This window comes from Myroides sp. DF42-4-2 (genome assembly GCF_030326445.1).
In the GTDB taxonomy this organism is placed as follows: Bacteria; Bacteroidota; Bacteroidia; order Flavobacteriales; family Flavobacteriaceae; genus Flavobacterium.
Map to the genome: position 1 here is coordinate 32,594 of NZ_JACAKI010000001.1, position 12,785 is coordinate 45,378.

Annotated in this window: 8 protein-coding genes; 3 read left to right on the forward strand and 5 right to left on the reverse strand. The window is 41.9% G+C overall.

Features of this window, described 5'->3' with window-relative positions:
• A partial coding sequence (locus tag HX062_RS00165; RefSeq protein WP_286465764.1) for a hypothetical protein occupies positions 1-236 on the forward strand: 236 nt, incomplete at its 5' end.
• Here HX062_RS00165 and HX062_RS00170 read toward each other — a convergent pair.
• Both HX062_RS00170 and HX062_RS00175 read right to left on the reverse strand, forming a co-directional pair.
• Positions 207-2,189 (reverse strand): DUF5689 domain-containing protein, encoded by a 1,983-nt coding sequence (locus HX062_RS00170; RefSeq protein WP_182625947.1) that lies wholly within the window; start codon positions 2,187-2,189, stop codon positions 207-209. The genes HX062_RS00165 and HX062_RS00170 overlap by 30 nt on opposite strands.
• 11 nt (positions 2,190-2,200) lie before the next feature.
• On the reverse strand, positions 2,201-5,038 hold the full coding sequence (locus HX062_RS00175; RefSeq protein WP_182625946.1) for a carboxypeptidase-like regulatory domain-containing protein: 2,838 nt from the start codon (positions 5,036-5,038) through the stop codon (positions 2,201-2,203).
• Between the two features lie 122 nt (positions 5,039-5,160).
• On the opposite strand from HX062_RS00175, the gene HX062_RS00180 reads away from it, so the two are divergent.
• Positions 5,161-6,228, forward strand: coding sequence for an endonuclease/exonuclease/phosphatase family protein (locus HX062_RS00180; protein ID WP_182625945.1), 1,068 nt, complete (start codon positions 5,161-5,163; stop codon positions 6,226-6,228).
• Positions 6,229-6,322: 94 nt separating this feature from the next.
• Here the strand turns inward: HX062_RS00180 and HX062_RS00185 are convergent, their stop codons facing one another.
• Together HX062_RS00185 and HX062_RS00190 are read right to left on the reverse strand one after the other, a co-directional pair.
• On the reverse strand, positions 6,323-7,813 hold the full coding sequence (locus HX062_RS00185) for a DUF5689 domain-containing protein (RefSeq protein WP_286465766.1): 1,491 nt from the start codon (positions 7,811-7,813) through the stop codon (positions 6,323-6,325).
• Positions 7,814-7,825: 12 nt separating this feature from the next.
• Positions 7,826-10,645, reverse strand: a complete 2,820-nt coding sequence (locus HX062_RS00190) for a carboxypeptidase regulatory-like domain-containing protein (protein ID WP_182625943.1) — start codon at positions 10,643-10,645, stop codon at positions 7,826-7,828.
• Positions 10,646-10,756: 111 nt separating this feature from the next.
• On the opposite strand from HX062_RS00190, the gene HX062_RS00195 reads away from it, so the two are divergent.
• The gene (locus HX062_RS00195) at positions 10,757-11,818 is read left to right on the forward strand and encodes an endonuclease/exonuclease/phosphatase family protein (RefSeq protein WP_182625942.1); all 1,062 of its coding nucleotides are present in this window, start codon (positions 10,757-10,759) and stop codon (positions 11,816-11,818) included.
• A gap of 171 nt (positions 11,819-11,989) precedes the next feature.
• Here the strand turns inward: HX062_RS00195 and HX062_RS00200 are convergent, their stop codons facing one another.
• On the reverse strand, positions 11,990-12,748 hold the full coding sequence (locus tag HX062_RS00200; protein WP_182625941.1) for a 5'-methylthioadenosine/adenosylhomocysteine nucleosidase: 759 nt from the start codon (positions 12,746-12,748) through the stop codon (positions 11,990-11,992).
• Positions 12,749-12,785 lie beyond the last annotated feature (37 nt).

Here is a 12,785-nt window from a genome sequence, read left to right on the forward strand (position 1 = left end):
CATTCACCATTCACGATTCACGATTCACGATTCAGGATTCACCATTCACCATTCACGATTCACCATTCACGATTCACCATTCACCATTCACCATTCACGATTCACGATTCACGATTCAGGATTCACCATTCACCATTCACGATTCACCATTCACGATTCACGATTCAGGATTCACCATTCACCATTCACCATTCACTATTTACTATTTACTCAAAGTAAATGCTGTCTATTACTAATTCATAGGTTGAATTACTTCCTGTTTTAAGGGAGAATACATCTCCAGCTCCTGTAGCATTGTAGGTTGTTTCGGATAGATTAAGGGTGAGTTTGACCCAATTGCCTCCCGTATCTATTGATCCGTTGTATTGGTTGGTTGTAAATTTTGCCAATTCTAGGTCTTGTGTTGCTACGGTGCCTGCATTGAAGGGATCGAAACCACCACCTGCTTTGTTGACGTTGAAGGATAGAGACTTGTTGTTTGAGGTTCCCTTTATCCATACGATCAATCTTGACTTTCCTTCTGGAACTTGTTGACCTGTTATGGTAAATACATAATCGTTTGCTGTTGTGGTACCCGATAGTTTAAGGGCGTCTTTACCGTCTCTACCTTGACCTGGAGCATGTGTAGCATAGGGTTTTAGTCCAAAGTTATTTAGCGTGCTTGTAAAGGCTTGCCAATCGTTAAAATCTGCTATAACGAAAGGTTCCCCTGGCTCTGGATCTACAGGACCTTCTCCATTATCTTCTACCGGGGTTCCGTCCTCAAAGCGAATCTCGTCGATAACTAGGTCATAGTTGGCGTCATTTCCATTTCTGAAGCTGATGAAGGTTCCTGTGCCAGTTTGGTGATAATCTCCGTTTAAAGCGCTTAAATCAAGGGTTATTTTCACCCATTTTCCACCTGTATCAATCGTACCTGTGTATATATTAGTCGTATTGCCTGATGGAACCCCTTGAAATGAACTCTCATCCATATTCGGTTGTATTACTTTACTCGCTGTTACATTTTCTAGATTGTACGCATAGTAATTTGTCCCATTTGCTTTGTGAATATTAATCGATAGGGATTTTGCCGATGTTCCTTTTACTAAAAACGATAGTTTGGTTGCGTCGGTTGGCATTTTTACTTTTTCTACGGAGAACAAGTATCCATTTTTATCGCGTTGTCCTTCTACAGCTAATCCAGTTGAATTTTCCCATCCTTTATTAGGCGCTTTTTGGGCAGTTGCATCACTCAATTGATTTTTGAAAATTACTCCTAAGAAGGCATCCCAATCTTCAAAATCAGCTCCTGGAAAAGCTAAGAATTTACCTAATGTGATGTCTTCTGGTTCAGGGTTGACTTCTCCATCACCAAATGGCTCTTCTTTTAGGTTTATGTCCTCTAATACACGGGGATAAAATTGTACGTTATTGCTAAATACATCAACAATTCCTGTTATGGAGCCGCTGTGTTTTGGAATCTCATAGGCCACAAAATCTCGTGAATATTGACTTGTACGCACAAAAAAACTGCGATTGTCTTTGTCAACCATTTCTCTCAAGGTTTGCCCTTGACTGTCGACATCCGATTTGTCGTATAGCTTTTTGCCCACAATAGCACGGTTGAATTGCACGTCTTTAATCGTTACTAATTTTCCTTTGTAGAAGTCTTTTTTCGAAAGTAATTCCTCCAGCGTGATTGTCGGATTGTAGGGGGTAAAGTCTTTCACAGGTTTACAGAACTTACCTATAAATTTATCGATGGATCCTTTGGGAATCGATGTGGTGTACTTTCCATTCGTTCCCCCACCTAGGTTGACTAGGCCATAGCTGTTGTTGAAGTACAACCCCCCTAAGCGAACATAGATAATCGTACCAGGAGGATATTGAACAAATGAGGCACTATTATCAATATTTAGCACCAATGGTTGCTTTGTGTTTTTATCTAGGATGTGTAGCTTGTTGTGAAAGTTTCCACCTTTGTCGCTTGATACTACTACACCTTCTAGGATATCCTTTGGATCGCCACTGTAGGGTTTTACCGTTTGTTCTGCCAGAGGATATAGTTCGTCAATAGTTTTATTGATGACAACCTTTGGTTCTTCACAGTGTAATGAGGGAACCGAAAAATCGTCGTTCTTTGCACAACTCCCAAAGAAGAGTGTCGATAGTGCAATAAAAAGTATAGATTTAAAAATTGTTTTCATAGGTACAGAAATTAGAAGTTGTAGTAAACATTTACAAAGAAGTTACGACCATAACCATAGAAGTACTTGTTTCCAAATAGGTTGTATGGACCTTTATTGTTTTTGACTTCTTCGGCATAATTAGCATTTCTAGCTTGTTCAAATCCTCCTGTTTTATATTCTTTGTTAAACACATTGTTAATCGAGGCAAAGAATCCCACAATGGTTCTATTGGGCAATCGCCAAGATTTTCCTCCTGTGATATTGACGATAGTAAAGTCGGCTAGTTTTTCTTGTTTTAAGATTTGGTGTAGCTTCTCATCCGTTAAGTCAGTAAAAGGTTGGCCAGGTGTACTTGGATTGATGACGAAATTACGGGTTCTACGCAGGGCAGAAATATCCGTATAAGCATCGGCCATATAGTTTAGGTTTGCACCAACAAACCAAAATTTGGGATCCCTGTATTCTAGACCTAGTGAAAGTGCCGTTTGAGGACCATTAGATAGCTTGTACTTTTTTAGGGCAGCTTTGCCATAGTCAAACATATTCGTTTGATTGTCGGTTGTTAAATGTACATTGGGATTGCTGATGTAAAACGCTTGTCCCAATGCAGCCGCAGCCGTTGCCTTAAGGGTTGACGTAATTTGGTATTCTGCCCCTAATTCAAAGCCTAATTGGCGCTTATCTATACCTGTAAGTATTTCAGAAACAAAGTTATTACCTGAATTTTCAAGATTGCCTTCTGCATCCTTTATACCCGAACCGTTGGCAAAGTAGAAATTAATTTCTGTACCGTTTCTAATTTCAGAAAAGTATCCTGTAGCTCTAGCTTTTAAACGAGGTGTTCTCAAAATATAGCTCCCATCTACACTAAAAATATCTTCTTTTTTGTTGGCGGGCACAAGGTTGTTGTTCACCCTGACATTAGCAAAGGTATTTTTGATTGAGGGCGCCTGATTGTGGTAAGAAATGTTCAAATCCAAAGCGTGTTTACCTGTAATTTGATAGGTTGCTCCTCCTTTGAAACCAAAGGTTGTATAATCCGTATGCCCACTCTTTCCGTAAGAATTGTTGATGTACACCGGATTTTTATATAATCCTTCCCTTTGGTAAGTGGTATAGCCTATGTTTTGAGCGAGGTAAAAATTCAATGCACCATAATCAAAAACAAATTGGGTAAATACATCGACAACGTCTGCATATAATTTATAGTTGTAACCAAAGCGATCCCCTTCTTTTACTTTTCGATCTGGATGATTTACGTCTTTGTCCTGTAGCTCTGGCTTTTGGTAGGTGTCTTTATCGAGATAGTACCAGCCGCCCAATAGATCAGTTAATTTTTGATAGTTTTGGGAGTTTAGCTTGCGGTAATTTGCCCCAGCATCGAAGGTGATATTGTTGTTTAATTTTGTCTTAAATGATGTGTTTAAAGACGCTATTTTTTCTTGTTGTCTATCTTCGTACTGCACGATTTGACTTTGTCCTTCAAATGCAGCATTAATGGCATAGATATCGCTCCAGTTGATTTGTCCATCATTGGCAAAGGAATTCCTATTTTGCGCTGCTAAATCTAAGTAAGATTGAGTTTCGGACTTAAAGGAGTTGTCGTCGGGCAACGCATTGAATTCTGCTTGTGACATGTCCCAGTATTTTGGGTCGATCTGGGTTAAGTAATAGCTAGGTAGTCTTTTGTAATGCGCAGGATCTGGATTTTGATTATTTTGATAGCCAAGTCGGCTGTCTGCAATGTGACCAAATTGAAAGGAGGCCGTTGTTGTTAGGCTACTTTTTTCGTTTATGTTCCAATAGTGAGTCAACATGAAAATGGGCTGTTCAATATCGCGATAACGCGAATTTCGTTTATCTCCTTCTTGCCATCCCCAATACGAATTGTACTTAAAGCCTTTGATATCAGCTTGTTCTTGAGTGATGGGGGAGTTTTTACCTCTTTTATTTTTGGCGTAAATAGCAGAGAAATTTAAACTGTGTTCCTCGTTGAATTTCTTTTCAATTGCTGTAAAGAAGGAGAGTGCATCATAATTGCTACCTTCCCAATACCCTTCTTTTGCTCCTCGATACGATCCTGATATGGCATAAGCCCATCCTTTTTTGTTTAGTCCCGAAGCATGGGTGAATGTCGGACGCCAATTATAGTTGGTATTCGAGCCAGAAAACGTTGCACGTGAGCCTTTGCGAATATGAGAGGCACGGGTAGAAATGGCCTGTGTTCCCAAAATGCTACCAAAGGTATAATCAGAAGGCGTTGATCCAGAAGAGAACTCTTGGTTTCGCATTACGTCGTTTAACCCTCCCCAATTGCTAAATTGGGGTCGACCATCCAACACCCGATTCATTACAATACCATTGATCAAGGTTTTGCCGTATTCGTTGTTCAGGCCACGTACTTTAAAGAACGATTGCCCCCAGTTGAATGCTGCAACTTGTTGGAAGGGGTCTTTGGTCGCTTGTAATAATCCCGAAGACGTATCCGAACCCGAATTGTCATCGCTAAGATCATTTTCCGTCAGTGTGATAAAGCCTATCTGAGCTTGAGCCATGATATCTTCCTCCAATAAAACTTCACCTAAATCAAAAAATTGATCGGCGTTGGGCTCAATAGGTAACTGCTGATTGACATATCCTGGATAGGATAATTCTAGCCACAGCTTACCCGTTTGCTTGTTTTCTAGGATAAAGATTCCTTCACTGTTTGTCAGGGTTGAAATATTCGTGCCTGAAACTCTCGCAGATACCGCATTGATCGGTGTTCGAGATTTGGCATCGAGTACTTTTCCCCTAATTTCGTGACTGCCTTGTGCAAACGTAAATGTAGGTAGGGCACAAAGCAAAACAATTAAAAGTTTCCTCATAAGTGAATTGATTATTAAAGTGCTAATCTAAAAAGTGCTATACTTTTATAGTAGTAAAGTTACGTTTTTAAGATAAAAACTGCTATTTTTGTATAAAGTATTTTAATAAATTACGTTAACTTATGAGTAGAGTGGTCAAAAATCTAGTTTTAACCTTGTTTTTAGTAGGACTCGGTATAAACCTTCAGGCACAGGAAAAGAAGTTTCAAATTCACACCATCGCATTCTATAATGTGGAGAATTTATTTGATACAATCCGCGATCCAAACATTTATGATGAGGAATGGACTCCTTCTGGAGCACAAGCGTGGACAAAGAAGAAATACGAAAAAAAAATTGACAACCTTACTCGGGTAATGTCGCAAATTGGCACAGACGAAAATCCGAAGATGCCCACGATCATCGGTGTAGCCGAGGTAGAAAATAGAGCGGTTTTGGAAGATTTAGTGCATGCGGCAGTGATGCTACCTGGAGATTACGGTATTGTACATTATGATTCACCCGATCGCCGTGGTATTGATGTTGGACTTTTATACAGTAAGCATCATTTTGTGCCAACTTCAACATCAGCTCATACGTTGTATATTTACGATCAATTACGCAAAGGAAGTGACGGTTCAAAAAAGCGTATTTATACCCGTGATCAGCTCCTGGTTACTGGACTATTAGATGGAGAAGAAGTCCATTTTATTGTTAATCACTGGCCTTCTCGAGTGGGAGGTGAAAAGGCGAGTAGTCCAAATCGAGAGGCTGCTGCGGCATTAAATGTAAAAATCATCGATTCCCTCCAAGCGATTAATCCACAAGCAAAAGTGATTACAATGGGGGACATGAACGACGGTCCGTTCAATAGGAGTATCAAAAAGGTTTTACAAGCCTCTGGAGGAGACAAGAAATCTGTGCAACCCCAAGGACTTTTCAATCCTATGGAAAAAATGGCGAAAGACGGTTTAGGTACATTGGCTTACCGAGACGCATGGGATATATTCGATCAGATGATTTTGACTGAACCTTATTTACAAGAAGGCTATGATTCGTGGAAGTACTGGAAAGCGAAGATATTTAAGAAGCCCTTTATTATCCAATCCACAGGACAATACAAAGGCTATCCCCTGAGAAATAGCAACAGTGAACCCGGATTTAGCGATCACTTTCCCGTTTATTTGTATTTGATTCGCGAACAAAAATAGTAAAAAGAGTGCCTATAGACATGCCCCAAAAAAGTTAGACTCTTTTTGGGGCATTTTTTATGAGGTATTGCAACAATTGGACAATTGGACAATTTTACTGCGGGAGTTCAAAGCGAATCTCATCGAGGATTAGATCATATTCGCTAGGTATTGTCGTCGTTTTACCGCCAAATCGAATGGCGAAGAAAGGACCACTGCCAGTTTGATTGTAAGCCACACCCGCAAGAGGAAGCGTAATTATGATCCATTGGTCATGGGTATCGATAGTACCGTTGTACTGATTGACGTTGCCTTCTTTATTGGTGCGGGAGGAGGGAGAAACGGATTTACTCTGCTGGACATCGCCTAAATTATAAGCGACAAAATACCCCATAGCATCGTATACTTGAATCGAAAGTGATCGCCGACTTGCTCGTCCCTTCATCAGAAAAGAGATGGCGGTTGCGGTGGTGGGAACAGTTTGGTTTTGCACAACAAATGCCATGTCTGTTTTAGTAGGTGAACCGCGAAAGGCTAATCCTGTGGAATTGTTCCACCCTTCATGAGGTACTTGGACAGCAAATTTGAGTCCTGCTCGAGTTAAGGTTGACTTAAAAGCGTCCCAATCTTCAAAATCTGCGCCAGCAAAGACTAATTGATCTCCTGGTTCTACAGGAATGGTTTCATTGCTATTATCCTCCTCACTGTCTTTTCCTTCATTATCTTCCTCCTCTCCTGAGGTAGAGCTGTCTCCTGTCAAGGGATCTTGGTTCAATAACAGATCAGTCAATAAACGGGGATACAGTTGAATTTGCTTGCTAAAAACATCGACAATTCCCGTAATCGATCCACTGTTTGCGGGAATACTATAGTCAATAAAGTCCTTACTCATCTTCCCTGTTCGGATGTAACAGACATTTCCTTGACTATCGACGAGTTTGCGCAAGGTATAGCCTTGGGCATCAACATCATTGGGGTCATATAGTTTTTTGCCTACTATATGGGGGTCGAATTGTACGTTTTCTAGGGTAACGAGTGTATTGGTGTACTGTGCTGTATTTTGCTTGAGGTCTTCTAAGGTGAGGCGACGGGTGTATGTCTCAGGAGCTACCAAAGCATCGCAATATTTTTCCAAATGTTTTCCTAGGCTGTTTTTAGGGATACTCCCAATGTATTTTTTATCTTTTGAAGAGGTGTAAATTCCACCACCTAGGGCTAGTTTTCCAAAACTATTGGTGATGTAAAGGTTGTCTAGCTTGACGAGTATTTTTGTCCCTGGAGGAAATTCTGCATATGAATCGGGGAGCTCAAGGTTAATCGTCATAGGACGTAGTGTATACTCGTCAACGATATGGAGCTTATTGTAGAAATTTCCACCTTGGTCGCTGGAGATGACTATACCTGTAAGTGCATCAGTAGGAGCAGCAGGGTAGAGGCGAATTCGTTCATCGGCGAGGGTAAATACGTTGTCAATAGTGGTGTTTGGACTCCATGATGGGTCTGTACAGTCGAAGGATGGAGCGCCAAAATGATCTGTTTGGGCGCAGCTGACTAGCGCAAGTGCTACTAGGCTAACCTTCATGCTTTTGGGGAGTATGCTTTTCATTTTTTAAAAGGATTATAGGTTGTAATACAGATGAATAAAGAAATTGCGACCGTAGCCATACCAGTACTTGGTGCCAAACACAGGTAGATCACCCGCTGTTCGCGCCATTTCTTGTGGATAAGTAGCGTTTCGCGATTGTTCAAAACCACCTGTGCGGTATAAGGTGTTGAACACATTTTGCACGGAGCATAAAACGCCGAGGGTAGCACGATTGGACAGTCGCCAGGATTTTCCTCCGGTAATAGAAAATAGGGCATAAGGAGGGAGTTTTTCCTGCTGTAAGAGTGCAGACAAATTGGAGGTTGTAAGACCTTCATAGGGGCGACCCATCTTTTGGGGATCCCTAAAGTAAGTGGAAGATCTCTTTAAAGGCGATACCCGTATGAAGGAATCCGCAAGATAGCTGAGGGTTGTTTCGACGAACCAGAATGCTGGTGCCCGATATGATAGTCCTAAGGCTAAAGCTGTTTGCGGACCATTAGCAACCCTGTATTGATTGAGGTTGGCTTGATCGACCTCTTGAGCGTTTGCCGTATTGGCAGCTTGTATGTGGAGCTGTGGATTGTTGATATAGAACGATTGTCCTAGTCCTGCGGCTGTAGTCATTTTTAGGGTGGAGCTCAGCGCATAGGCAAGTCCAAATTCAATGCCGAGATAACGCGTATGAACCGGGCTAAGTCGCTCAGAAACCAAAGTGCCTTTAGCATCTGTGAGGTCCATGCCTTCGGTATAGTAAAAATTCAATTGGGTACCATTGCGGATCTCGGTGAGATATCCAGAAAGGCGCGTTTGAAGACGCCTTGTGCGCAATCGGTAGCTCGCTTCTATGGCCAAGTTGTTTTCGGGCTTGAGCTGAGGGTTGGTGGTATTGCTAACTCTAACATTGGTGAATCCATGCTGAAGCAGCGGTGCTCTACTGTTGTACACCATGTTCAGCTGTAGTAAATGCTTACCCGTGAGATAATACGTAATCCCTCCTTTGATACCTAAGGTATTAAATTGCAGTCGCTCACTGCGGCCATAGGATGTTGTGGGGTAGTTAGGATTGCGGTATAACCCTTCTCTCTGGTAGCTAGTAAAACTGACATGTTGTCCAAAATAGAGATCAACCTGGTTGTAGTGCAAGGTAAATTGCATAAAAGCGTCCACGATATCAGCGAAGAGCCGATAGTGATATCCATAAGTGTCTCCCGTGTATATCGATCGATTTGGATGATTCAGATCGCTGTCTTGTAGTGCTTTTTCTTGGTAGGAGTCAAGGTCAAGGTAATAAGTTCCACCAAGTAAATCCACCGCTTTTTTAAAGTTAGTGGAGCGAAGATTGCGGTAATTGACTCCCGCATACACGGTGAGGTGATCGTTGAGTGCTGTTTGAAAAGCAGTGTTAGCTGAAAGGGTTTGATCTTCTTGTCGATCCTCAAACAAGATGATTTTACTTTGCCCATCAAAAAGACTGTTCTTTCTGTAGATTGTTTCCCAGTCGATCTGTCCGTGTTGAAGAAAGAACAAGCGCGCATCTGTTGCTTGTTGCAAATGAGCTAGGGTCGTTTGTTTGAAGTCATCTGATTCGGGAAGTGCGTCAAACGCCTCAGCAGACATCTTCCAATAGGTTGAGTCGATTTGTGCGAGATAGAAGCTGGGAAGATTTTTGTAATGTACAGGATCTGGGTTGAGGTTATCTTGGTAATCCAATCGACTTTGGGCTTGATATCCCCATTGATAGCCCAGAGTTGTCGTCAATTTACTCTGTTCGTTCAAGCTCCATGTATGGGTCAACATCAATAGGGGTTCTTGTATCACTTGATAGCGGGCGCTTCTTTTCTTGCTTCCTTGCCAACCCCAATACGCATTGTAATCTACGCCTTTTAATTCGGTTTGCTCTAGGGTATTGGACGAGTTTTTGGCGCGGTTGTTATTGGCGAATATACCAGAAAAATAGAGGCTGTGCTTGGCAGTGATTTTTTTTTCTATACCCATGAAAAGCGACAAAGCGGCATAATTGCTTCCCGGCCAATACCCTTCTTTTGCGCCGCGATAAGATCCTGATAGGGAGAATGCCCAACCGCGGCGAGTGAGACCAGAGGCATAGCTAAAAAAGGGTTTCCAACGATAAGAGGTCGTTGTACTTGCGAAGCCGAATCGCAGGCCTTTTCGAAATTGTGCAGCCGATGTAACGATGGACTGTGTACCTAAAAGACCGCCAAAGCTTGCTGAAGTTGGAGAGGAGCCAGAAGAAAAGACCGCATTTCTCGTGGCGTCATTTAGGCCGCCCCAGTTGTTCCATTGCGCACGTCCATGATGTATCTTGTTCATAACAAGTCCATTGATTAGAACATTGCCATAGGAGCTGTCTAATCCACGCAGGCGATAGAAGCTCGATCCCCAAGTAAAGGCTGCCGCTTGTTGAAAGGGGTCTTTGGTGGCTTGTAATAAACGAGCGGAATTTTCTACTGTGGTAGCATCGTCGTCGAGGTCTGTGTCTTCAAGGAATATTAATCCTAGCTTTTCTGTGGATTCCCAATCTTCTTCTAAGAAAAGATGCCCCAAATTAAGCTGTTCCCCTGCGTCTACCACCGTGCTTATTCGCTTGGTCGTATAGTTTGCCAAGGAGAGTTCCAACTCCCAATTTCCTGGGGAGGGCGGGGTTAAAACAAAAGCGCCGTCGGGATTCGTTAAGGTAGAAAGGGGCGTTCCAATTAATCGGACAACTGTTGTTTGCAGGGGCATCCGCGTTTTGGCGTCTAAGACTGTTCCGCTGATTTGCTGCTCGTGTTGAGCCAAAGTGAGGTGAATTGGCAACCCAACTAATAGGGCGAGTAAACATGCTTTCATAGGCAAGGGGAGAATTTTAGGGGTTCGTTTTTGAATTATTTACTATAAAGTTAAATTTTAATTAAATAATTATTTAATTTTAACGTTAAACGATGATAAATAATTAGTAAAATGAACGATATTATATATTTTTATTTGAAAACAACAATTTTTGTCTTGGGATTACTAAGCGGAACAACAAGTGTTGCCCAGCAAAAACAATATCAAATTCGCACAATTGCCTTTTACAATTGTGAAAACTTGTTTGATACCCTGCGCGATCCCAAAATATATGATGAGGAATGGACTCCAACTGGGGCAAGAGGTTGGACAAAAGAGAAGTATGAGCAAAAAATTGCCAATATCGCTCGTGTTTTGGCTGAAATAGGAAGGGAAGAGAACCCGAATATGCCAGTTATTATAGGACTTGCTGAGGTAGAAAATCGCGCTGTGTTGGAAGATTTGGTCTTGCATCCAGCTTTGCGCAAGGGAAATTATGGAATTGTACACTTTGATTCTCCTGATAAACGAGGAATTGATGTGGCTTTGTTGTACGCCAAAGATCATTTTATTCTTGAGCATGCCTCTCAACATGCGCTGTATTTATACGATCAAAAAAGACCTACTCACCGCAAGCGCATATATACCCGGGATCAGTTATTGGTTTCGGGCTTACTAGATGGAGAAGCCATGCATTTTATCGTCAATCATTGGCCTTCGCGCGTGGGAGGTCAAAAGCGAAGTAGTCCAAATCGAGAAGCCGCTGCGGCACTGAACAAAAGGATTATTGATTCCATACAAGCGATTCACACACAGGCGAAGATTATCACCATGGGGGATCTCAATGATGGACCAATGGATGCGAGTGTAAAGAAAATCCTACAAACGGAAGGAGAAGCGACCAAAGTACCGCCTATGGGGTTGTTTAATCCCATGGAGAAGTTGGCCAAAGCTGGGTATGGCACCTTAGCCTATCGCGATGCTTGGGATATTTTTGATCAGATCATCTTGACACAAGCTTTTTTACAAGAGGAGTATACGACTTGGAAATATTGGAAAGCAAATATCTTTCAAAAGCCATTTATCGTTCAGTCAGAGGGGGTGTACCAAGGGTATCCCTTGAGGAATAGCAATAACGAACCAGGGTTTAGCGACCATTTTCCAGTGTATTTATACGTGCTTCGCGCGTGGTAAAGCCCGTTTTTGGACAGCTGTGTCCACAGGGTGTATATTTAGCTTCTGTATATTGATGGAGTCACTGGATATGGAAGAGCGAATGCCATTGGACGAAAAAACCCCGTCTTTTGTAGACGAGGTTTTATCTATTTAGGCTTTTTAGATCCTTGCTGTTGGTGGTTGAAAGTGCTATTGAAAGAGGGTTTCGATAATCTCTTGTCCATATACTTGAGAGACTTTCTCAACAAAAGATTCAAAGCTAAAGCTAGCTTCTTGATTAGCTTTGTCAGAGATGGTTCGAATCACAGTACAAGGGATGCCGTATTCATAGCAGATTTGCGCTACAGCAGCGCCCTCCATTTCCACGCAAAGAACATGGGGCAAGGCTTGTTGTAAGCTTTCTTTTTGCAAATCCGTAGAAAAAAATTGATCGCCACTGCCAATTGTACCAATGTATACTTTGGGCTGGTCGATGGCGAATTTTTTCAACTCATCTGCTGCAATCTTAGTGCGCAGTACAGCAGGGTCAAGGAAGTTTTCGATGTGTTGCTTCACTTGATTAGACCTTGGTATACTGGTTTCAAAATAGGTTTTGTTGAGTAAGGGAATCTCGTATTTTGGTCGCAAAGGAGAAACATCCATGTCATACTGAATTAAATCTTTGGCGATGATAACATCACCCACTTGGATATGTGGAGCTATACCACCTGCAACCCCAATAAATATAATTTCACTCACGTGGAAATGCAACAGTAATGCCGATGCAGTTGCTGATGCAGCAACTTTTCCAATACGCGAGTAGACAACCACGACTTGTTGTTTGCCAAGAAATCCTTGGTAATAGGTGCGATTGCCAATCGTTGTTGCCGTCTTATCTTGTAAAATAGCGATAATCCCATCTACTTCCTGGGGAATGGCGCCCATAATTCCAATTATTTGTTCCTCCATATTGAATTGTGTATTAGCAGTCCAAAAGTAGAAATAA

Bases quoted from the DNA above. Each gene is read 5' to 3' on its own strand.
- HX062_RS00170 (WP_182625947.1), bottom strand. From the start codon at position 2,189: ATGAAAACAATTTTTAAATCTATACTTTTTATTGCACTATCGACACTC.
- HX062_RS00175 (WP_182625946.1), bottom strand. From the start codon at position 5,038: ATGAGGAAACTTTTAATTGTTTTGCTTTGTGCCCTACCTACATTTACG.
- HX062_RS00180 (WP_182625945.1), top strand. From the start codon at position 5,161: ATGAGTAGAGTGGTCAAAAATCTAGTTTTAACCTTGTTTTTAGTAGGA.
- HX062_RS00185 (WP_286465766.1), bottom strand. From the start codon at position 7,813: ATGAAAAGCATACTCCCCAAAAGCATGAAGGTTAGCCTAGTAGCACTT.
- HX062_RS00190 (WP_182625943.1), bottom strand. From the start codon at position 10,645: ATGAAAGCATGTTTACTCGCCCTATTAGTTGGGTTGCCAATTCACCTC.
- HX062_RS00195 (WP_182625942.1), top strand. From the start codon at position 10,757: ATGAACGATATTATATATTTTTATTTGAAAACAACAATTTTTGTCTTG.
- HX062_RS00200 (WP_182625941.1), bottom strand. From the start codon at position 12,748: ATGGAGGAACAAATAATTGGAATTATGGGCGCCATTCCCCAGGAAGTA.